The sequence below is a fragment of the Streptomyces sp. NPDC006235 genome (assembly GCF_040613735.1).
Classification (GTDB): domain Bacteria; phylum Actinomycetota; class Actinomycetes; order Streptomycetales; family Streptomycetaceae; genus Streptomyces.
The window spans coordinates 41,973-62,877 of record NZ_JBEXSR010000008.1 but is presented as its reverse complement, the minus strand read 5'-3'; the positions used below and the strand labels follow the sequence as shown (position 1 = coordinate 62,877).

General features: G+C 66.5%; 28 protein-coding genes and 1 pseudogene. 27 read left to right on the top strand and 2 right to left on the bottom strand.

Annotated elements, in window-relative coordinates:
• Window positions 1-116 precede the first annotated feature (116 nt).
• From ABZ192_RS12590 to ABZ192_RS12480, 23 genes and pseudogenes are all read left to right on the top strand, one after another.
• Window positions 117-788: an SAM-dependent methyltransferase gene (locus ABZ192_RS12590; protein WP_356924491.1), complete on the top strand. Its 672-nt coding sequence runs from the start codon at window positions 117-119 to the stop codon at window positions 786-788.
• Complete coding sequence (locus ABZ192_RS12585) at window positions 785-2,680, top strand: DNA polymerase (protein WP_356924490.1); 1,896 nt, start codon at window positions 785-787, stop codon at window positions 2,678-2,680. Before ABZ192_RS12590 ends, ABZ192_RS12585 begins: the two co-directional genes overlap by 4 nt.
• 451 nt (window positions 2,681-3,131) lie before the next feature.
• Window positions 3,132-4,250, top strand: a complete 1,119-nt coding sequence (locus ABZ192_RS12580) for a hypothetical protein (protein WP_356924489.1) — start codon at window positions 3,132-3,134, stop codon at window positions 4,248-4,250.
• A 283-nt stretch (window positions 4,251-4,533) separates the two neighbouring features.
• Window positions 4,534-5,043 (top strand): HNH endonuclease, encoded by a 510-nt coding sequence (locus ABZ192_RS12575; RefSeq protein ID WP_356924488.1) that lies wholly within the window; start codon window positions 4,534-4,536, stop codon window positions 5,041-5,043.
• Between the two features lie 59 nt (window positions 5,044-5,102).
• The gene (locus tag ABZ192_RS12570) at window positions 5,103-5,282 is read left to right on the top strand and encodes a hypothetical protein (protein WP_356924487.1); all 180 of its coding nucleotides are present in this window, start codon (window positions 5,103-5,105) and stop codon (window positions 5,280-5,282) included.
• A 2-nt stretch (window positions 5,283-5,284) separates the two neighbouring features.
• Complete coding sequence (locus tag ABZ192_RS12565) at window positions 5,285-5,452, top strand: hypothetical protein (protein WP_356924486.1); 168 nt, start codon at window positions 5,285-5,287, stop codon at window positions 5,450-5,452.
• A 44-nt stretch (window positions 5,453-5,496) separates the two neighbouring features.
• Complete coding sequence (thyX, locus tag ABZ192_RS12560) at window positions 5,497-6,189, top strand: FAD-dependent thymidylate synthase (RefSeq protein WP_356924485.1); 693 nt, start codon at window positions 5,497-5,499, stop codon at window positions 6,187-6,189.
• Between the two features lie 4 nt (window positions 6,190-6,193).
• Window positions 6,194-6,343, top strand: a complete 150-nt coding sequence (locus ABZ192_RS12555; protein ID WP_356924484.1) for a hypothetical protein — start codon at window positions 6,194-6,196, stop codon at window positions 6,341-6,343.
• A 153-nt stretch (window positions 6,344-6,496) separates the two neighbouring features.
• Window positions 6,497-6,631, top strand: a complete 135-nt coding sequence (locus ABZ192_RS12550; protein ID WP_356924483.1) for a hypothetical protein — start codon at window positions 6,497-6,499, stop codon at window positions 6,629-6,631.
• A 367-nt stretch (window positions 6,632-6,998) separates the two neighbouring features.
• Window positions 6,999-7,478 carry a deaminase gene (locus ABZ192_RS12545; RefSeq protein ID WP_356924482.1) on the top strand — a complete coding sequence of 160 codons (480 nt, stop codon included), beginning with the start codon at window positions 6,999-7,001 and terminating at the stop codon, window positions 7,476-7,478.
• A gap of 109 nt (window positions 7,479-7,587) precedes the next feature.
• Entirely contained in the window at window positions 7,588-7,743 is a 156-nt protein-coding gene (locus ABZ192_RS12540; protein ID WP_356924481.1) for a hypothetical protein, read from the top strand.
• Window positions 7,744-7,745: 2 nt separating this feature from the next.
• Window positions 7,746-7,985 (top strand): hypothetical protein, encoded by a 240-nt coding sequence (locus ABZ192_RS12535; protein WP_356924480.1) that lies wholly within the window; start codon window positions 7,746-7,748, stop codon window positions 7,983-7,985.
• Window positions 7,986-8,218: 233 nt separating this feature from the next.
• Entirely contained in the window at window positions 8,219-8,626 is a 408-nt protein-coding gene (locus tag ABZ192_RS12530; protein ID WP_356924479.1) for a hypothetical protein, read from the top strand.
• Between the two features lie 30 nt (window positions 8,627-8,656).
• A complete protein-coding gene (locus ABZ192_RS12525) occupies window positions 8,657-8,857 on the top strand; it encodes a hypothetical protein (RefSeq protein WP_356924478.1) in 201 nt (66 codons plus the stop codon).
• 71 nt (window positions 8,858-8,928) lie between these two features.
• A complete protein-coding gene (locus ABZ192_RS12520) occupies window positions 8,929-9,252 on the top strand; it encodes a hypothetical protein (protein WP_356924477.1) in 324 nt (107 codons plus the stop codon).
• Window positions 9,253-9,759: 507 nt separating this feature from the next.
• Window positions 9,760-9,921 (top strand): annotated as a pseudogene (locus tag ABZ192_RS12515) (thiamine-binding protein); the annotation flags it as partial.
• Between the two features lie 187 nt (window positions 9,922-10,108).
• The gene (locus tag ABZ192_RS12510) at window positions 10,109-11,227 is read left to right on the top strand and encodes a SchA/CurD-like domain-containing protein (protein ID WP_356924476.1); all 1,119 of its coding nucleotides are present in this window, start codon (window positions 10,109-10,111) and stop codon (window positions 11,225-11,227) included.
• Between the two features lie 61 nt (window positions 11,228-11,288).
• The gene (locus ABZ192_RS12505) at window positions 11,289-11,753 is read left to right on the top strand and encodes a cupin domain-containing protein (RefSeq protein ID WP_356924475.1); all 465 of its coding nucleotides are present in this window, start codon (window positions 11,289-11,291) and stop codon (window positions 11,751-11,753) included.
• Window positions 11,750-13,018, top strand: coding sequence for a beta-ketoacyl-[acyl-carrier-protein] synthase family protein (locus ABZ192_RS12500; RefSeq protein ID WP_356924474.1), 1,269 nt, complete (start codon window positions 11,750-11,752; stop codon window positions 13,016-13,018). The genes ABZ192_RS12505 and ABZ192_RS12500 overlap by 4 nt, the downstream gene beginning before the upstream one ends.
• Window positions 13,015-14,265, top strand: a complete 1,251-nt coding sequence (locus tag ABZ192_RS12495; protein WP_356924473.1) for a ketosynthase chain-length factor — start codon at window positions 13,015-13,017, stop codon at window positions 14,263-14,265. The genes ABZ192_RS12500 and ABZ192_RS12495 overlap by 4 nt, the downstream gene beginning before the upstream one ends.
• A 35-nt stretch (window positions 14,266-14,300) precedes the next feature.
• Window positions 14,301-14,558 carry an acyl carrier protein gene (locus ABZ192_RS12490; protein ID WP_356924472.1) on the top strand — a complete coding sequence of 86 codons (258 nt, stop codon included), beginning with the start codon at window positions 14,301-14,303 and terminating at the stop codon, window positions 14,556-14,558.
• 1 nt (window position 14,559) lies between these two features.
• A complete protein-coding gene (locus ABZ192_RS12485) occupies window positions 14,560-15,039 on the top strand; it encodes an SRPBCC family protein (RefSeq protein WP_356924471.1) in 480 nt (159 codons plus the stop codon).
• A gap of 23 nt (window positions 15,040-15,062) precedes the next feature.
• Window positions 15,063-15,404 (top strand): TcmI family type II polyketide cyclase, encoded by a 342-nt coding sequence (locus tag ABZ192_RS12480; protein ID WP_356924470.1) that lies wholly within the window; start codon window positions 15,063-15,065, stop codon window positions 15,402-15,404.
• 69 nt (window positions 15,405-15,473) lie between these two features.
• On the opposite strand, the gene ABZ192_RS12475 is transcribed toward ABZ192_RS12480, so the two are convergent.
• Together ABZ192_RS12475 and ABZ192_RS12470 are read right to left on the bottom strand one after the other, a co-directional pair.
• Window positions 15,474-16,457, bottom strand: a complete 984-nt coding sequence (locus ABZ192_RS12475; RefSeq protein WP_356924469.1) for an amidohydrolase family protein — start codon at window positions 16,455-16,457, stop codon at window positions 15,474-15,476.
• A gap of 35 nt (window positions 16,458-16,492) precedes the next feature.
• A complete protein-coding gene (locus ABZ192_RS12470) occupies window positions 16,493-18,121 on the bottom strand; it encodes an FAD-dependent monooxygenase (protein WP_356924468.1) in 1,629 nt (542 codons plus the stop codon).
• Between the two features lie 247 nt (window positions 18,122-18,368).
• Here ABZ192_RS12470 and ABZ192_RS12465 point away from each other — a divergent pair, with 247 nt between their 5' ends.
• The 4 genes from ABZ192_RS12465 to ABZ192_RS12450 are packed head-to-tail and all read left to right on the top strand — an operon-like array spanning window position 18,369 to window position 20,896.
• Complete coding sequence (locus tag ABZ192_RS12465) at window positions 18,369-19,628, top strand: cytochrome P450 (RefSeq protein ID WP_356924467.1); 1,260 nt, start codon at window positions 18,369-18,371, stop codon at window positions 19,626-19,628.
• Between the two features lie 32 nt (window positions 19,629-19,660).
• Window positions 19,661-19,972 carry an antibiotic biosynthesis monooxygenase family protein gene (locus tag ABZ192_RS12460; protein ID WP_356924466.1) on the top strand — a complete coding sequence of 104 codons (312 nt, stop codon included), beginning with the start codon at window positions 19,661-19,663 and terminating at the stop codon, window positions 19,970-19,972.
• Window positions 19,973-20,004: 32 nt separating this feature from the next.
• Window positions 20,005-20,514, top strand: coding sequence for a MarR family transcriptional regulator (locus ABZ192_RS12455; RefSeq protein WP_356924465.1), 510 nt, complete (start codon window positions 20,005-20,007; stop codon window positions 20,512-20,514).
• Between the two features lie 43 nt (window positions 20,515-20,557).
• On the top strand, window positions 20,558-20,896 hold the full coding sequence (locus tag ABZ192_RS12450) for a DUF3817 domain-containing protein (protein WP_356924464.1): 339 nt from the start codon (window positions 20,558-20,560) through the stop codon (window positions 20,894-20,896).
• Window positions 20,897-20,905: the final 9 nt, after the last annotated feature.

Sequence of the window (20,905 nt, the reverse complement as noted above, 5' to 3'; positions counted from 1 at the left end):
CCATAGGGCTCTGCTGCGCTAGCAAGTAGCCGACACAACACGCAACGCAGAGGGACTCAGCTACGAAAGTCGTACCTGAGTCCCTTTCGCATGCCACAAAACGAGAGGGAGAACCCGTGCGCTTCAATGTGCTGGACGTGTACTGCTGCCAGGGTGCAGCCACCAAGGGCTACCAAGACGCTGGCGCGACTGGGACATTCGGCGTCGACATAGATGAGCAGTCGAGATACTTCGAAGTCAGCGACGCATTCCAGCGCATGGATGCGATTGCGTTTCTGCGTGAGTTCGCTGAGTGGATCCGTGAGCACTTCGATTTCGTGCACGCTTCGCCGCCCTGTCAGTTCTACAGCGCGACGTCCGTGCTCAACGGCAATCAGCACCCTGACCTGATCGGGCCGACCAGGGAAGCACTCCAGCGCATCGGACTGCCGTACGTCATGGAAAACGTCGTAGGCGCTGCCGCTGAGATGACAGAGGACTCCATAACGCTCTGCGGGGCCATGTTCGGGCTGCACACCTACCGGCATCGGCTGTTCGAGCCTGGCGGCTGGACGCTGAAGGCTCCTGAGCATCCCGAACACGAGCAGCGCACGGTCAAGATGGGCCGACCGCTGAAAGAGGGCGACTTCTACCACGCGGTAGGCAACTTCACTGGCGTTGACTACGTGCGACGTGACATGGGCGTCCACTGGATGAACCGAGATGGCATCCGCGAGTGCATTCCGCCGGCGTACACGGAGTACATCGGGCAGCAGTTCCTTGCCCAGCGAGAGGGGTTCAGCGCGTGAAGGTCTACGACTACCGCATTGCTGGCGACCCTGTTCAGGTGCGCGTCGCTGAAACGAGCGCCGACCTGCAAGAGTTCTGGGGGTGGTTTCTTGCTGCCGTTAGGCGCGGACATGTTTCGCTGGACACGGAAACGACCGGACTCGACATCTACTCGCCCGGGTACCGTCTGCGCACCGTTCAGTTCGGCGACCGGCGTACTGCCTGGGTCATCCTGTACGAGCTTGGCGGCGAGCATGCTGCAATGGCGCGCCGTGCGCTGAAGTTCCGGGATGCGCGCTTCTGTGACTCGAAATTCCAGATTCACAACGCCCCGTTCGACTGGGCTGTCCTGGATCGTCATGCGGGCGTCAGCATCGAGGATCTCGCTCCGCGCACCATTGACACTCGCCTGAAGGCCGGCCTGGTCGATCCGCGACAGCCGCAGGAAGGTGGACGGGGCACGGCCCTGAAGCCTCTCAGCGCGTGGTATCTGGACCCGAATGCGCCGGACACGCAGGGCGACCTCACGGCGGTATTCCGCTCGCTGAAGCTGACGAAGTCAACCGGCTGGGCTGGCATTCCGCTGGACCACCCGACCTATCTCCTGTACGCCGGCCTGGACGTGATCCTGACTGCGCGCCTGGACGATGCACTGGACGCTGAGCTGGACATGCTTGGCGTTCGGCCCCGACTCATCGCCTATGAGCACGAGATAGCCCGTATCTGCGCGATCATGCAGCGCACCGGCCTGGTCCTCGACGCCGACTACACGCGAGAGCTGGACACGCGGCTTGGCGACCAAGCGCTGATGTATGAGGCGACTGCCCTGCGCTATGGGGTCAGCAACGTAAACGCTGCGGCACAACTGCGCGAAGCGTTCTGGGAAATGGGGGAGCGCTGGGGCGACGTCACTGCCAGCGGACTGCGGCGGGTGGACAAGTCCGTTCTGCATCGCTTCGCTGATCTCGACCAGAACAGCGGCAAGCCTCTCGGCACGCGCAAGCCCAATCCGCTGGCTGAGGCCATCATTCGCAGCAAGCGCGCGGGCAAGTGGCGCAGTGCGTACACGAGTACGTTCCTGGAAACCGCCGACAGTGCTGGGCGCATTCACCCGTTCATCAACAGCATGCAGGCACGCACAGGGCGTATGTCCATCACGCGGCCGGCCCTGCAAACTCTGCCATCCGGCGATGCCATGATCCGGCGCTGTCTGCTGGCCGACGAGGGACACGTCATGGTGTCGACTGACTTCGCTGCGGTCGAACTGCGTGTGCTCGCGGCGCTGGCGGACGTGAAGCGGATGAAGGCAGCGATCAGCAAGGGCGAGGATCTGCACTCGTTCACTGCACGCCTGGTATTCGGCGAGGGGTTTACCCCCAAGCACCGCAAGATCTCTAAGGGCATCGCGTTCGGCAAGGTATACGGCGGAGGTGCATCCAGCATCGCCAGGCAGACGGGTGCGCCAGAAGAGGACGTCGTTCGCGCGCTGAAGGCCTACGACCGTGCCTACCCGGAGATTGCCCGCTACAGCCGCGCACTCCAGCGAGAGGCCTATCAGCACGGCATGGTGGGGATCAGTGTGACCGGTCGCCGGCTACCCGTGGACAAGCAGCGCGTGTACGCCGTGACGAACTACGCCGTACAGAGCGCCGCGCGTGACGTCCTGGGTCAGTCGCTGATCAACCTTGAAGAGGCCGGCCTGTTGCCGTACATGCGCCTGCCGATCCATGACGAAGTCCTCGCGAGCGTGCCGCAGGCCGAAGCCCAGGACATGGCGAAGGCCATTGAGCGCTGTATGACGTTCGATCTGTTCGGTGTCCCGATCGAGGCTGAGGCGGAGATCGGCAAGCGCTCGTGGGGCAGCCTGTACTACTCGGCAGACGATAAGGCCAACGAGTCACTTACGGTCTAGCGTAGGTGACCGATAGCCCAGCGTGAGAAACGGCCATGTTCTGATGACAGAGCGTGGCCGTTTCTCATTTGTTACCTAACAGGCCCGTACAGGCGTTCCCCCTTCGAACCCTAGGTAACGGCCTTCACATCGCACACACAATCTGTGGTTCCTAAGGACGAAGTGTGGTTACACCTTCGAATTTGCTGCAACTCCTGCGCTGACCTCGGGGTCTACTGGATGTGGTCACCTACGAAAGTCATTGACCACCTACGAAAGTTCCCGTCTACTTCCCATCAGCGACACCAAGACATCCGGCCGGAGTCTTGGCAACGCAGACACCCCCTGATGCGGGGGCCAGTCTGTTGATCTGTGCCGCGCCAACGCGCTGACCTGCACACTTCCGGCCGGACTCCGCTCAGGTAACCGACTCGCTAACACCCCAGCGAACCCACCTGATCGGAGTCAATCCATGTCGCTCACCCTTGCCCAGATTCAGGCTGCGCAGGCCAACGACCTGGCCGGTATAGCCGCCGTCCTCGACACGATGGAAACCCGCATAGCCGGCCTGGCTGCTCAGGCAGCGCGCCGACTCCCTGAGGGAAGCAACCACCGTGAAGATCTCGCCCAGGACGCTCGTGAAGCGCTCTTCAGGGCCCTGCCCCGCATCGATGAGGGAATCAGCGTGGACCGGGCGATTGCGTTCCTCTACAAGTCCATGGGCGACGCGCTGACGGACAAGGTCCGGGCCACCCGGTACCTGGGCGCTGACAAGGATGCGGTGAAGGTGTTCATGAGCGTGCTCGGCGGCGAGGCTGAGGGCGACCCGCACCGCGCTGAGAAGCTTGCGCAGACGGTTCCGCCCAAGGGACTCCGCCTGAGCGCCGACAGGGCCTACGCAGCGCGCCTTGCCTGGCAGGGGACTACGTCGGTCGACCGCCCCACTGGAAGTGACGACAGCGGCACCCTGGCTGACACGCTGCCTGGGATTGTTGATCAGCCGCGCGAAGTACGTCCCAAGGTCGGTCACGGTGCTGCGCTTGAGGCCCTGAGCGTGCTGGAGCGCTACGCAGGGGTCACGGTTCAGCGCACGACCCCGGGCATGTTCGCTGCCAACCTCCCCGCGCTGGTTGAGGCTCTGGAAGACAGCGTGACCGTTCCGCGTGAGGCGTTTGCCCGGAGGGCCGTCCTGGACGCCATGGCCATTCTGCGGAGCGCTGTCAGCACGGCCGAAGAGGGTGACCTGATCGAAGAGCTGCGCGACGTCGCCGACGAGCGCCAGGATGAGCGCGCTGCCAAGGTGGGCATGGTGCGTGCGGCGCTGAGTCAGATGGGCAAGCAGCAGGGCCTTGTTCTGGCGCACAGCTTCGGCATCAATGGGGCCGAGGAGTTCGGCTGGGGCGATGGCTGCGACGTCGATGGCCTGGCAGCGAAGCTGAACACCACGCCTGGCACGGTAAAGAAGCAGCGTTCAGCGGGCAAGCTGGCGTTCGCCAAGTACTTCATCGCCCTGCGCTGCACCACTGAGGCTGAGGCGCTCGCATGGGCTGAGGCGGCATCCGCCAACCGTAAGCAGGCTGGCCGTAAGTGAAGGCTACGCCGAAGATCTGCAAGGGGTGCGGGGTCGGCAAGCCTCGCACCTCCTTTGCCAGCGAACCGCGCACCAAAGATGGCCTGCGTTCGCGCTGCAACGACTGCCGTAACGCCCAGCGCAATGCCTGGCGCGCAGCCAACCCAGAGCGTGGACGCGCGGAAGCACAGCGCCGGAAGGCATATCAGCGTGAGTGGCGCCGGAACAATCCTGAGCGCATTCGTTCCTACCGGCGCCCCGCGCAGCCCCATGACTTTCTGACTCAGTGGCGAAAGGCCCAGCGATGAAGACGTGCACAAAATGCAGCGAGGCCAAGCCACTGGACGCTTTCAGTAAAGGTCAGGCAAGGTGCAAGCCATGCCGGGCCGCAGCGCTCAGGGACCGGTACGCGGCGAACACTGGCGGCGCGCGTGACTATCACCAGCGCTATAGGGCTGACAACAAGGAACAACGCCAGACGTACGCGGCAGACTATTACAAGGCAAACTCTGGGCGCCTGCGAGCGAAGCAGCGTGATTACTACGCAGTTAACGCCGACGAATGGCGTAAGTACGGGTCCCGTAGACGTGCGCTAGCCAGGGGTGGGCAGCATGAGCCGTACAGTCGCGCTGAGATATTCGCCGCCTACGGCGGAACTTGCGCCTACTGCGACGCCCCCGCTGAACACCTTGACCACGTCGTAGCGCTGTCTCGTGGCGGAGCAGACGCAGCGCACAACCTTCTACCGGCCTGCGCCCCCTGCAACCTCAGCAAGGGTGCCAAGAGCCTCGCCGAATGGGCCGCGACGTTCTGAGCGCCGCAGGCAGGTAACCGACTCGCTAACAACCCTGCATAACGACGAAAGGTAACGGCATGGAATACAAGCTGCGCAACGGGCACACGGTCATCACCCGCAAGGCGGAGGGCGGGTCCACTGAGTTCGAGACGATCGACCCGGCCGGCGACACCATCAGCACCGTGACGCTGGGGCGCGAGAAGTCGCGCGAGCTGTTCATCGGCCTGCGCGTGGCTACCGCCCTGCCGAGGATCTGAGCATGGCTGAGATTGATCCGACGATCGCCTATCCGACCGTTTCCGGCGCGATTGCCGACCGGCGCGACTGCTACAAGGTGGCAGCCAAGCTGATCACTGAGACCGGTCTAGATGCGGAACCCAGCGACATACTCGATCTGGCGCACTTCCTGGCGGCCGGCCCGCTGTAGCACCTACGACTTTCGTACCTGAGGAGAGAGAGGGGCTAGCGCCCATGCAGATTGATATTCTGGCGTCGACGTCGGTTGGTGACCTGGCGATGTGGCAGGCGTACGGCTACGACATGTTGCCCGCTGGCCAGAACACCACTGAAGCCGATGCGCTGGCTGAGGCTGCGGGCCGTATCTGCTACAAGAGCTTTGAGCGCAAGCGCGCAGCGACAGCGTCCAACGCGGGCTACCTGGCCAACATCCTGGACCACGGTCATTTCAGCGTGCTGGAGCACAGCAGTGTGACGTTTCTGGTGCGCGACGTGAGCCGAGCGTTGCTCGCCGAACTGACCAGACACCGACACTTGTCGTTCAGCGTGGTGTCACAGCGGTATGTGGACTACGCCACGACTGAGCCTGTGATTCCTCCTGCGCTGGTCGGCACCGACAATGAGAAGCGCGTCCAGTTGGCCTATCAGAAAGCCCTAGGCGCCTACGATCGCATCACTGATGAACTGATGTGTAGCGGCTTGAGTCGCAAGCAGGCACGTGAAGCTGCGCGAAGCGTCCTGCCTAATGCGGCGCCCGTGGACATGGTCGTGACCGGCAACCTGCGCGCCTGGCGAGACGTCCTCGGGAAGCGGCACAGCAAGCACGCTGACGCCGAAATCCAGGGCTTCGCCGCTGAGGTACTCAGGTTGCTCCGCGAGGTTGCGCCGAACAGCTTCCAGGACATCAGCGATGAGCCGGGGGAGTGAGCACATGTACGTGCTGACTGACGGTTGGTACAGCGATATGGACATCAAGGGTGTCGTGCACACCGAAGAGGAAGCGCGCGCCTGGGGTGACAGCGGACGTGAGCGCGACTACTACGGGCCGTTCGAGCCGGGGCAGGTGCCGGATGCCGATTGATCCCGCATGCAGCGCTGACTACCTGCGCAAGCGGTTTGATGAAGCTGTCTGGGAAAGCGGGTTCGCTGGAGTGCTGACGCAGCTCCCTGAAGCTGTCGCCGATCAGATGGTGCGCAACTTGGTAGACCGATTGATCATTGAATGTGGGGCGGAATGACTGAGGAAGAGGCGCGCATTCGCGCTGAAGAGATCGTCAGCAAGCTTGAGGCGGAGGGCACTGAGTTCCCGGACCGCGAGGCAGCGATCGCCCGCTACATGCGATTCCTGATGGACGAGGGGGCCAACTGATGCGCGAGGCGCTGTTGATCGCCGTGTTCGTCTACTGGGTGGCGCTTGTCTGGGCGCTGAGCGAAGGGAAGACCAAGTGAGTGCAGCGAAGCGCGCGGCCGTTGCCCTGGCGAGTGTGGCGCTGGGCGTGGGCGGGCTGACTGCCTGCGACACCGGCCCTGAGTGCGTCGACAGCCACGTAGTGACCAACGTCGTCCCTGTCTACAACGCAGCGACCAAGAGCACTACCTTGCAGACGGTTACGACTGTGGTGTGCGACCGATACGCGGAGGAGTCGCCGAAGTGAATCAGCCGTTCGCCGGCACGCTGGCGCTGCTGGTCGTCCTGGGTGCACTGCTCTGGGCGCTGAAGCCCTGGGGTGGAGCCGATGACTGATGCGAAGCGCCCGGATTGGGACACGTACTTTCTCGCTGGCGCTCACTGGGTGGCCACCCGCGCAGACTGCACTCGTAGCGCCGTTGGCGCCATCCTGGTCAATGCTCAGCGCGAGGTGCGCGGAACTGGCTACAACGGAGCGCCCAGCGGTGTACCGGGCTGTGCGTCGGCTGCCGCGTGTCCCAGGGGCCGGCACTGGCATGACGGGCAGATGGTTGGCTGGTACCCCGTTTGTGCCTGTGGCGAGCCCTGGCCATGCCCTGCGGCGTCAGCGCCGAACAGCGACTATGGCAACTGCACAGCGGACCACGCGGAGCGCAACGCCATTCGCCACAGCGCTGAACGAGACCGGCAGGGAGCAACTCTCTACACCACGCGTGCGCCTTGCCCCTTCTGCTGGACTCTCATACGAGCTGCCCGCATCGCTCGGGTGGTATGTCCCACTGCACGGTGGACGCTGAGGTATAGCTAGGCCGCGAAGCCAGCGCAGGTCACTTACGAATTTCTGTAGGTGGCTTGCGCTGCTTCGGCGTTTCACGCTACCTTCGTTCTCGCAAGGGCAGCTACGCAGAGGAGCACAGATGGTGCAGCTTGTGTTCATGAGGGTTCCGTTCAGGGACGTAGAGGTCGCTGAGTACTACGTGTTGGACGGGCAGGCGCGCATCGTCCTGGTTGGCCCTGAGGGGTTCCCCATGGACTTGCCTGCCTCGCACACCATGCTGGAAGAGGTGGCTTAGCCGTGATCCGTCACACGGAGGAAGCGAGTGAGGTCGTCGGCGTCCGTCTCGACACCAGCGAAGAGGTGGCCATGCTGGAACTGGACTACGTGACACCGGGCGGTATCCGTAAGACGCTGCGTGTACGCCACACCGACGCATTCAAGGTCCGCAGCGGTATCGCCGAGGTGTTCGACGAGATGGACCCTGAGGCGCGAAAGAGGTCAAGCTTCGCGAGTTTGGCTCAGCGCGCAGGTAGCTGAACGAAGCCCCAGCGTGATGCACTTACGACTTTCGTAGGTGGGTTGCGCTGGGGCATTTTTGTGCGTTTACATTGCTTAGTCTAACTAAGTATGGGCCAATTCTGCTACGCTACGTAGCGAAACTGTTCATATCCGTAACGCAGAAAGGGGTTGCATGCATATATGCGCGGGTACGGGAGTGACGCACGGGACCAAGGCCACCCCCCACAGGTCGAACGTTCTGGAGTACGGCAGTGGTTAGGGTGCAGCTAGAAGTGCCGACAGCGCAGATATGCGTTCAGGTGCCAACGTTCGCGGGCGAGCACTGGTCATGGGCCACCCTTGACATACCGGGGTGCTCCGAGGAGTACGTCTACACGCCGGCTGAGCTGAAGAGGGTATTCCTCGCATACGCAGCGGTAGCCAGCCCGATCGTCCAGCGGCTGTCCGTCCGACGCTTCCGCCTGACGGCACAGTGCTTGATCACAGCGCGCTGGCTGGGGACCTACGATCTTCGGTGGTGGAGCGAGGTGTACCGGTTCCTCCCTGAGGGTGAGCCGCTGGTCACTTGGTACCCGGCCGACGCGTGGCCAGACGAAGTCCTCAGAGGCGCTGTGCTGCACGCTGGTGACCCTGCGCCCAGGCCGAAAGCCATCGCCTGACAGCGCGTCAGACTGACTATGCTGCGCCGTATGGAACCCAGGCAGATAACAGGCAAGCGGGCCGAGCTGATCGCCGAACTGACCAACGACACAGGTTATTGGGGCATGATCGGCAACGATGACAACCTCACCGCAGCGGTTGACGGAGCGTCAGCACTGGCCGAGGGCGCTGAATCGGTGCGCGTGGGACACACGGTGTACGTAGTTGACGAGAGTACTGACAAAGCGTAGGTGGCGTGGCTACCCTGTGCTTATTGGTCCGGTAACGGGCCGGACCTAGCGCGGAGTTAGGACAACTACACATGACCGCCAGCGGACAGCGCTTACGCGCTGAGAATGTCGCTGCACCTAAGCCCAGCCGTACCGGGCAGAGGCCAGCAGCGAAGATCACGGCTCGCACTCCTCTGCCGAAAGGCTGGGCATCGTTTTGCTCGGAGCCGGACAGCCAGAATCCGGGGCGTTGGTACGCAACAGCGCCCTGGAATGTGTTCGGGCTGAAAGAGCAGTACGGGCCTAAAGCTGAGTACCTGGCTCAGATGGTCGACGCCCCGACCTGGGTTGAGCTGCACAAGAAAGTCAATGCCCAGGTGACCCTTTACGAATCGCTCGAACGGGGCCAGGAATGAGTGCCCTGGGCGATGCTTTCTGGGCAGCGTGGGGCAACCTGCTGAATCACGTAGTGCCCCTGGACGGCGAGCGCTGTGCACCATGCGCGAGTGCTTCAGATCTGCGAACAGGAGGCTGTGAGGAGGGCCAGCGGTTGCGGCGCGAGTTCCGTGACGCCCCCAGCGCACAGCCGGCCTGAGCTACAAGACTGCCCCGTCTGACCGCCTCCCCCGACGGTTGGGCGGGGCTTCGTGCGAGAGGAACAGCGAGATTGAAGACAGCATTACGCCAGCGCTACACCGTGCGGGCGAAACCCGATGGTCGCTGGGGCGTCTACGACAGCCACATGGCCGACTTCTGTGCCCTGTCTGGTGCGCCGATCGAGTGGCCGGTGCCAGCAGGTGCCCAGCACTGGCTGTACTTGTGCCGCGTGGCCTGGGGCGCTGAGCTGGTAGACGCGCCTGAAGGCTGGAACGGACGCTGATCAGCGTGCACGACGTCCATGTACTCAAGCCTATGCACGTTTGGGAGAGTGGGACGAGGTCATGGACGTCGTCCGGCGTGCGGTCGCCGCGGTGGAACGGAGGGCGCCTCGGGTGTCCCTCGTCCTCAAGGCGGACATCCGCCCCGGTGTGACCGACGGGCTGACGTCGAAGGTGGAGACGGTGGAGCGGCATCTCGCGGAGTAGGCCACAGGGACCACAGCCCCGGCTCGTGACGAGCCGGGGCTTTGCTGTGCGCCGGGCGGTTCCCTCTGATGACTCGTGCGGCTCGCGGAGTCCGAGGCATCGACCCACGATGAGGGCTCAGGGCCGACCGCCGTCCCGCTGCCGGACACGGCGGCCGCCGTCTGCCCAGCGAAGGAAGGGCCTGCCGGTGAACACTTCGACGTATACGTCCCAGTCGGCGTTCGACGGCTCCAGGCTGCGCGTCATCCTGCTCGTCGATCTCCACGAAGGCGCCCAGCAGCGGTTCCTCGACGCGTACGAGCACATGCGCAGCCGGGTCGCGTCGGTTCCCGGTCACCTCGGTGACCAACTGTGCCAGTCCGTGGAGAACCCGTCCCAGTGGCTCATCACCAGTGAATGGGCGACCGCGCCGCCGTATCTCGCCTGGGTGAACAGCGAAGAGCACCTGGAGACCGTCAGGCCCATGCAGGACTGCGTCCGGGACATCCGGTCGATGCGTTACAGCATCGTCCGTGAGACCGGGCGTGCGCACCGGCCCGCCGCTGGGACCGCTGACGGGGTCCAGGCGCCGGTGCGGATGGGTGACGGAGTGACGCGCCATGCGCTGACGTTCACCGTCAAGCCCGGCTCCGAGTCGAAGGTCGCGGACATCCTCGCCGGATACGCGCCGCCCCAGGCCCGCGCCGACGACTCCACACGACTGCGCCGCACGACGCTGTTCATGCACGGCAACCGAGTCGTACGCACCGTCGAGGTGGAGGGCGATCTGCAGACGGCGCTGCGCCACGTCTCGCGTCAGCCGGAGGTGCGGGCCGTCGAGGAAGCCCTCAATCCGCACCTGGAACAGAGCAGGGATCTGACCGACCCAGCCTCGGCGCGGGCCTTCTTCATCCGCGCGGCCATGCCGGCCGTCCACCATGTGGCGCGCGGCGGACCGGAGCCGGCCGGTCTGAGGCGCCACGCCCTGTACTACCCGGCCCGTGAGGGCTGCGGGATGGTACTGGCGCGGCTGCTCGCCCAGCAGGACGAGACCGCCGCGGCCGACCCCGCCGGCCCCGTGCACCGCAGCACCGTCTTCCACAGGGACGACCTGGTCGTCCGTCTCATCGACACGCGGGATCCCGAGACCGATCCGGTCAGGGCGCTCGGCATGCACGGCCCGAGGAAGGCAGCCGTGCTGGCCCGCCTGCTGGACGGTGCCGCACTCGGTGTCGAAGGGCCGCTCTCCGACGAGCGGGACGCCACACGCCTCCTGGCGCACTCCGACATGACGCTGATCACCGATCGCAGGGCTGCCCAGACCTGACAGTCCGTGAACGACACCCGCCCCTGGACAACACCCCCACAGAGCCACCTGGAGACGGACCATGGACAAGACGCGCCCGCGCATCGTGGACCTCAGCGAGACCGAGCCCAACCGCAAGCGTGGCGGCGACCTGCGCACCCTGCTCACGCCCCTCACGGTGGGTTCCACGAGCGGGTTCATGGGCCTGGCCATCATGCAGCCAGGTGAACGCATCAGCGAGCACTACCACCCGTACTCGGAGGAGTTCGTCTACGTCGTCCAGGGCGAACTGGAAGTCGACCTGGACGACGTGACCCACCCGATCCGCGCCGATCAGGGCCTCATGATCCCCATCGGCATGCGGCACCGTTTCCGCAACGTCGGTGACGCCGAAGCCCGGATGGTCTTCCACCTCGGTCCGCTGGCCCCGAAGCCGAGCATGGGCCACGTCGACACCGAAGCCCTGGAGGGGAACGCGAGCGGCGAGACGTACCCGGCCGTGCAGGGGGACGGAGCGCACCCGGAGCGACGCGGAGTGCCCTCATGACCCGGCGGGTGGCGGTCACCGGCATCGGCGTCGTCGCCCCGGGCGGTATCGGGGTGCCGGCCTTCTGGGACCTCCTCTCCAGCGGCCGTACCGCGACGCGCGGCATCACCCTGTTCGACCCGGAGGGGCTGCGGTCGCGCATCGCGGCCGAGTGCGACTTCGACCCGCTCGCGCACGGGCTCGATCCCGACCTGGTCGAACGCGCCGACCGGTACATACAGTTCGCCCTCGTCGCCGCCGCGGAGGCGGTGGCCGACTGCGGCATCGACTTCGGCGCCGGGAACCCCTGGCGCGTGGCCGTCTCGCTCGGCAGCGCCGTGGGCGGCACGACCCGCCTGGAGCACGACTACGTCCTGGTCAGCGAGCGAGGGCAACGCTGGGACGTCGACCACCGCGCCGCCGGCCCGCACCTGCACCGGGCGTTCTCGCCCAGCACCCTGGCGTCCGACGTCGCCGAGTACTTCGGCGCCCAGGGGCCGGTGCAGACCGTGTCGACCGGCTGCACCTCCGGACTCGACGCGGTGGGCTACGGCTTCCATACGATCGAGGACGGCCGCGCCGACATCTGCATCGCCGGAGCGTCCGACTCCCCGATCTCCCCGATCACCATGGCCTGCTTCGACGCCATCAGGGCCACATCGCCGAACAACGACGACCCCGCGCACGCCTCCCGGCCCTTCGACGCCCACCGCGACGGATTCGTCATGGGAGAGGGCTCCGCCGTGCTCGTCCTGGAGGAGCTCGAACACGCCCGTGCCCGCGGCGCGCACGTCTACTGCGAGATCGGCGGCTACGCCACCTTCGGCAACGCGTACCACATGACCGGGCTGACCAGCGAGGGCCTGGAGATGGCCAGGGCCATCGACACCGCGCTCGGACAGGCCCGTCTGGATCCCTCATTCATCGACTACGTCAACGCGCACGGCTCGGGCACCCGCCAGAACGACCGTCACGAGACCGCCGCGGTCAAGCGGTCCCTGGGCGCCCACGCCTACGACACGCCCATGAGTTCGATCAAGTCCATGGTGGGCCACTCGCTCGGTGCGATCGGCGCGATCGAGGTCGTCGCCTGCGTGCTGGCCCTGGCCCACCAGGTGGTCCCGCCGACGGCGAACTACGAGACCCCGGACCCCGAGTGCGACCTGGACTACGTACCGCGCACCGCACGCCCGCGCAAGCTCGCCAACGTGCTGTCCGTGGGCAGCGGCTTCGGCGGGTTCCAGTCCGCGGTGCTCCTGACGGGGCCGGCCGGGAGGAAGCGATGAGTGCTCAGCCGAACCGCCGCACCGCCATCACGGGGATCGGTGTGGTCGCCCCCAACGGGCTGCACACGGAGACCTACTGGAAGTCCGTCAAGGAGGGCCTGTCCGTACTCGACCGGATCACCCGGGAGGGGTGCGGGCACCTTCCGCTCCGCGTCGCCGGCGAGGTCCGGGGCTTCGACGCCTCGGCACTCATCGAGGAGACCTTCCTCGTCCAGACCGACCGGTTCAGCCACTTCGCGATGGCCGCCGCCGGTGCGGCCCTGAAGGACGCGGGACTGAGCGATGCGGCCACCGACTCCCCGTACTCCGTCGGTGTGGTCACCGCCGCCGGATCCGGTGGCGGTGAATTCGGCCAGCGGGAGCTGCAGAAGCTGTGGGGGCAGGGGTCCCGGTTCGTCGGTCCCTACCAGTCCATCGCCTGGTTCTACGCGGCCAGCACGGGCCAGATATCGATCCGCAGCGGTTTCAAGGGTCCCTGCGGTGTCGTGGCGAGCGACGAGGCCGGCGGCCTGGACGCCGTCGCGCACGCCGCCCGGACCGTGGGGCGGGGGACCGACGTGGTCGTGGCCGGGGCGGCCGAAGCGCCGCTCGCTCCGTACTCGATGGTCTGCCAGCTCGGGTACCCGGAGCTCAGCACGGTCGAGGACCCGGCACGGGCCTACCGGCCCTTCACCTCCGCGGCCTGCGGCTTCGTCCCGGCCGAGGGCGGTGCCGTGCTGGTCGTCGAGGACCTGGACCGCGCACGCCGGCGTGACGCGGACGTCCGCGCCACCGTGGCGGGCCATGCGGCGACGTTCACCGGCGCCTCGCGCTGGGACCGCTCACGCGAGGGACTCGCGCACGCCATCCGCGGTGCCCTCGACGAGGCCGGCTGCGCACCGGAGGAGATCGACGTGGTCTTCGCCGACGCGCTGGGTGTCCCGGAGGCGGACCGCGCCGAGGCCCTCGCCCTCGCCGACGCCCTCGGCGCGCACGGCACCCGCGTGCCCGTCACGGCCCCCAAGACCGGCATCGGGCGGTCCTACTGCGGGGCACCCCTGCTGGACGTCGTGGCCGCGGTGATGGCCATGGAAGGAGGGCTGATCCCGCCCACGCCCAACGTCTTCGACATCTGCCATGACATCGACCTGGTGACGTCGACGGCGCGCCCGGCCGAGCTGAGCACGGCCCTGGTCCTCAGCCGTGGACTCATGGGCTCCAACGCGGCGCTGGTACTGCGCCGCGACCCGGGACCGGCCGCCCGGTGAAGCCCACCGCATCCGTACGACAAAGGAGAACGCGCATGAGCAGTGAAGTGACCCTCGAAGAGCTGGCCGCACTGATGAAGAAGGCCGCCGGTGTCACCGTCGACCCGCACGACCTCGAAGCCCGGATCGACACCCCCTTCGCCGAGTTCGGGCTGGACTCGCTCGGCCTCCTCGGCATCGTCGGCGAGCTGGAGAACCGGCACGCCCGGGCGCTCCCCACCGACGCGGAGAAGTGCAAGAGCCCCCGCGACTTCCTCGACCTCGTCAACAGCACGCTCATGACAGGAGCCTGAGATGGCAGGGCACACCGAGAACGAGATCACCATCGCCGCGCCCCTCGACCTCGTCTGGGACATGACCAACGACGTCGAGAGATGGCCGCAGCTGTTCAGCGAGTACGCGGCCGCCGAGGTGCTGACCCGGCAGGGCGACACGGTGACCTTCCGCCTGACCATGCACCCCGACGAGAACGGCAAGGTGTGGAGCTGGGTGTCGGAACGGACCACCGACCGCGACAAGCTCACCGTCACGGCACGCCGGGTCGAACCCGGTCCGTTCGAGTACATGAACATCCGGTGGGAGTACGAAGAGACCCCCGACGGCACCCGGATGCGCTGGATCCAGGACTTCGCCATGAGGCCGGACGCGCCGGTCGACGACGCCGGGATGACGGACATCATCAACCGCAACTCGCCCGTCCAGATGGCCCTCATCCGCGACCGCGTCGAGCAGGCCGCCGACGAGCGGCGGACCTCGCCCGTCACGCCCGCCTGAACGCCGGCGCGTAAGGAGACCTCATGCACCACGCCCTGATCGTCGCCCGGATGGCCCCGCATTCGGCTCCGGACATCGCCGAGGTCTTCGCGGCCTCCGACCGCGGCGAACTGCCCCGCCTCGTCGGGGTGACCCAGCGTTCCCTCTTCCAGTTCGGCGATGTGTACATGCACTTCATCGAGGCCGAGCAGGACCCGGGCCCCGCCATCGCGCGCGTGGCCGGGCACCCCGAGTTCCGCGACATCAGCAGCAAGCTCGAGGCGTACGTCAGTCCGTACGACCCGCAGACCTGGCGCGGTCCGAAGGACGCGATGGCGCAGTGCTTCTACCACTGGGAGAGAGACACGGCCCCGGCCACCCGGTGAAGCCGACGAGAGAAGGCCGCCGCCCGCGAGGGCGGCGGCCTTCTCTCGTGCCTGCGGCCAGGCCAGGAGCTAGGAGGAGCGGGCCAGTACCGGCAGCAGACGCAGGGCGTTCTCCCGGTTGATGCCCCTGAGCTGCTCCGGCGAGACGAAGGGATCGGCGTCCAGGGCGGGTACCGCGATGTCGGCGACGACCTGCGCGGGGGTGGGCGGCCAGTCGGTGCCGAAAAGGATCCGGCTGGGGTCCACCGTGGCCAGCAGCGTGGGCGTGGCGGAGGGAGACATGGGGCCCGCCGTGTCGAAGTAGAACCGGTGCAGGTAGTCACGGACCCTGCCCGGCTCGATCCCGGGGGTGAGGTGCCCGCCGAAGAGTTCGAGCCGAGTGGCCATGTACGGCAGGAAGCCTCCTCCATGGGGAAGGACGAAGCTGAGATTCGGATAGCGGTCCAGGGTGCCGTTGCGGATCAGGTTGATGGCCGCGCGTGTGGTGTCCATGAGGAAGTCGCACACGAAGGGCGGCATCCCCGGCAGTCCGGGACTGCCGTCCTTGCCGGCCGGCACTTCCATGGGGTGCGTGCTGATGACGGCGGACCGGTCGTTCAGTTCCTGCAGGAGGCGGTCGTGGGTGGCGTCACCGAGGTAGACACCGTCCATGCTCGTTCTCGTGCTCACTCCGACGGCCCCGAGCTCGTCGAGTCCGTAACGGATGCTCCACTGCGAGAGTTCCAGGTCGTCCAGGAACACGGGAGTGAAGAAGGCGAAGCGCGCGGGATGGTCCTCGACGACATCGGCCGCCGCACGCAGGGCGATCCGTGCGCTCTCCTGGCGCTCCGCGCGCTCGCGGAACCGTCCGAGCATCGCGACGGTCATGACGGCGGTGCTGATGCCCGTCTTGTCCATGACCTCCAGAGCCGCGTTCAGGTCCCAGCGTGTCCACCAGGGCAGCCGCTCACGGTTGACGACCCCGTGTTCTTCCGCCCAGTCCAGCCAGGCCGGCGCGGTGAAATGGTGGTGGACGTCCACTCGGCCCGCGACGGGGCCGTCTTCGAATGTCATCGGCATGTCCTCGGCGTGGTCGTTTCGGTGGGTGTTCAGCCGCGGCAGAGCACGGTCCGCAGCACGTCCGTCAGCACACGACCGGCGGACGGCGGGTGGGTGGGCGCGCGCCAGGCGACGAAACCGTCCGGGCGTACGAGGACGGCACCGTCGTCGGCGGTGCCGTGCAGCGCCGCCCAGTCGGCGTCCGGCTCGGGAACGAGGTCGTGATCCGGGCCGTCTCCCACGAGATACACCTCGACCGGAACGCCCAGGCTCTCGCCGGCCTGCTGCGCCGCGCGGCGCCACCGCCCGCCTTCGGCCCCGGCGAGCACGACGAAGGAGCGCTCGTACAGATCGAGGGTGGAGATCCTGGCGCCTGCTCTGCGGACCCACATGTGGGGCGCGCGGCTCCCCGGCTCTCCGTCGATCAGGAAGGTCTCCGGGACGACCTGCCGCTCAGGGGAGGCGCCCACCACGGCGTCCGAGGCGTACCGGTAGCAGAGCGCGACCGTCATGAGGTCCGCCGCGTCGTTGTTGCGTCCCGCCGCCGCACCGAATGCGGGGTGCTGTTCCTCGGCAGCCTGCTGGGAGGCCCGCGCGCTCGTAGCGACAGCGACAGGCCGTCGTTCGCGCTCGTAGGTGTCGAGCAGCGGCAGGCCGGCCCAGCCGCGCAGTACCGCGGCGAGTTTCCAGGCGAGGTTGTGGGCGTCCTGGATCCCGGTGTTGGAGCCGAACGCCCCGTTGGGCGGCATTTCATGCGCCGCGTCACCGGCCAGAAAGACCCGGCCCTGTGCGTAGCTGTCCGCGACCTGTTTGGAGGCGTGCCAGGGTGCCTTACCCGTGATCTCGACATCAATGTCCGGAACACCGACGGCCGCGCGAATATGTGCCGCGCAGCGTTCGTCTCCGAAGTCCTCCAGGGTTTCGCCCCGATCGAAGGACCAAGGGATATGAATGACCCACTGTTCCTCGTTGTCCACGGGCAGCAGGGCGCCTTCCCCCTGTGGATCGGTGGTGTAGCAGACGATGAAGCGCTTCGGCCCGACGTAATCCTTGAGGGCCTTGCTCCGGAACGTGACACTGACGTTGTGGAACAGGGCACCGGGTCCGGACTGGCCGATTCCCAGACGTTTGCGCACGGGGCTTCTCGGGCCATCGGCGGCCACCAGGAAATCGGCTTTCACGGTACGGGTCTCACCGGTGTCCCGGCGCATCACCTGCGCCAGGACTCCCTCTGCGTCCTGCGTGAAGGAAAGCAGCTCCGTACCGAAGCGGATGTCTCCGCCCTGGCGGGCGCGGTCCAGCAGGACCGGCTCCAGATCGTTCTGACTGCACAGGCACCAGTCCGAGGAGCTGATCCGGGAGATATCCATGCCTGCGGCGATGTCCTGAACGATCCAGCGGCGCCGGTTCCCGACGAGGGTGTCCACCTGGAGAACGCCGTCGTTCCCGGCGAGAGCCATGGCGGCCTCCCGCACGCTCTGCTCGAGTCCGGCGGTCCGGAAGATCTCCATGGTGCGCACGTTGTTCCCGCGGCCACGCGGGTGCGTCGATGTCTCGGCATGCCGCTCCACCAGCATGTGCTCGATTCCGAGACGCCCCAGGAACACGGAGGTGGAAAGACCCACCAGGGATCCGCCTACGATGAGAACTGGTACAGATTCCACTCCGCGTCCGCTCACTGGTTTTCCTCGTCATCCGGCGACTGCACAGCCCGGGAACGGTGGACTGGCCCGTCCATGATGTTTACCAAGCAGGATCTGCGCGCGCGATCCGGGGCGCCCAGGAGTACGCCGGCCGGGTAACCGGAGCAATTCGGCACACCGCATTTCGACGCTCGAGCTCATATGGCCCAGCAGCGTTTGCGGCACAGTGCCGGCCGGGAAATCGTGTCACCGACCGACGAACTCTCGACCCCCAGGACCAGCCATGACGCAAGCGTTCGCATCCGAGGAAATGTCGTCAGAAGAGGCCGCCGCCGCGGCCTCGGCCTGCAGCCGGGAGTTTCGCGCCAACCCGCATCCCGCCTACGCCACGCTCAGGGCGACAGCACCCGTGTGCCCGCTGAAGCCCCCTCACGGGGTCGACACGTATCTCATCACCCGGTACGACGACGCCCGTGCCGCCTTGGCCGATCCCCGGCTGAGCAAGGACATGTACGGCGCCATCGACGCCTATCACCGGATCTTCGGCGACTCGTCGATCGCCCTGGACGACAACATGCTCTTCTCGGACCCTCCGAAGCACACCAGGCTCCGCAGGATCGTCGGCAACACCTTCACCCCCAAGAGGGTGGAATCGCTGCGCCCGAGGATCCAGAAGATCACCGACGAACTGCTGGACCGCTGCCCGGCGTCGGAGCCCGTGAACCTCCTCCCGGAGTTCTGCTTCCCGCTGCCGCTGCACGTGATCTGTGAGCTGCTCGGCGTCCCGGAGAACGAACGCAAGCAAGCCCAGGAGTGGTCCGCCACCGTCGCTCAGACCGGCTTCGGGCCGGAGGCGAGAAAGGCGCTGGAACGGGCCGAGGGCAATCTGCGCGACTATCTGGTGGACCTGATCGCGCGGAAGCGGAAGGAGCCGGACGGAGCTCTGCTCAGCGCACTCGTCACGGCGCAGGACGAGGACGGCGCGCTCACCGACCACGAACTCGTCTCCACCGCGTGGGTGCTGCTCTTCGCGGGCCACAAGTCGACCGCCTACCAGATCGGCAACGCCGTCTACCACCTGCTCAGCCGGCCGGAGCAGAAGCGGCTGGCGTTCCGGGACCCGAAGGCGACGGCCGCAGCCGTGGAGGAGATCTTCCGGTTCGAGACCTCCGTGGAGAACTCGACGTTCCGCTACGCGACGGAAGACATCAAGATGCGCGACACAGTCATCCCCAAGGGTGCGCTCGTGCAGATCTCGCTCACGGCGGCCAACCGGGACCCCGAGATGTTCCCCGACCCGGACCGCATGGACGTCGAGCGCCCGAACGTCCAGGCGACGCACCTCGCATTCGGCCTCGGTCCGCACTACTGCATCGGCGCGCCTCTGGCACGTCTGGAGATGCAGATCGCCCTCGGCACGCTCTTCGGGCGCCACCCCGGCATGGCCCTGGTCGGGGAGCCGGAGGACGTGCGCTGGCTGACCGTGCCGTTCCCCGCCTTCCGCGGGGTCGCGGAACTCCCCGTCGTTCTCGACCCGTCGTGACGGGGGAGGCCACGGCACCGGCGCGGGTGCGAGTGATTCGCCTGCTGCGCGTCCGGGAGGGAAGGGAAGCGGATTTCGTGGATGCCTACGAAGGCGTACGCGACGGCGCCGAGCGGTTTCCCGGACATCTGCGCGAACAGCTCTGCCGCTCCGTTGACGATCCCGGCCGGTGGTTGCTCACCAGTGAGTGGGAAAGCCTCGAAGCCATCGAACGGTGGCGCACCGACCCCGCTCACACCACCCTGGTCAGGCCGATGAACGCCTGTCTGCACGACGACCGGTGGACCGGGGTCTTCGAGATCGTGCCCGAGGGAGCTGGTGACCGAAGGCCGAGACAGGGCTGACCAGCATGTGACCGGCCGGTAAGGTCGGGTTCGTGCCGAAGCCGCTCAGTCTCTCCTTCGATCCGATCGCGCGCGCCGACGAACGCTGGAAACAGCGCTGGGGAAACGTGCCGTCCATGGCCGCGATCACCTCGATCATGCGTGCCCAGCAGATCCTCCTCGCCGAGGTCGACGCGGTGGTCAAGCCGTACGGGCTGACGTTCGCGCGTTACGAGGCGCTGGTGCTGCTCACCTTCTCCAAGTCGGGCGAGCTGCCGATGTCCAAGATCGGCGAGCGGCTCATGGTGCATCCCACGTCCGTGACGAACACCGTGGACCGGCTCGTGAAGTCGGGCCTCGTCGACAAGCGGCCCAACCCCAACGACGGGCGCGGCACCCTCGCCAGCATCACGGACAAGGGCCGCGAGGTGGTCGAGGCGGCCACCCGCGACCTGATGGCGATGGACTTCGGGCTCGGGGTCTACGACGCGGAGGAGTGCGCCGAGATCTTCGCGATGCTGCGGCCGCTGCGCATCGCCGCCGGGGACTTCCAGGAGGGGTGACCCGGGCCAAGATCTCCCGGAACGGGTCGTTACGCTCGACGGCATGAAAAAGAGCGTGCTGACCCGCTATCGCGTGATGGCCTACGTCACCGGCGTACTGCTGGTCCTGCTGACCTTCGGCATGATCGGCAAGTACGTGCTCGACCTGACCGGCGCGGCCGACTTCACGCGCGTCGTCAGCATCGCGCACGGCTGGCTCTACGTCGTGTACCTGATCTTCGCCTTCGACCTGGGCTCCAAGGCGAAGTGGCCGGTGGGCAAGCAGATCTGGGTGCTGCTCGCCGGGACCATCCCGACGGCCGCGTTCTTCGTGGAGCGCAAGATCAGCCACGAGCTCGAGGCCAGGGTCGCGGAGGGCTCGCCCGCGACCGCCAAGGCGTAACCGCACCGC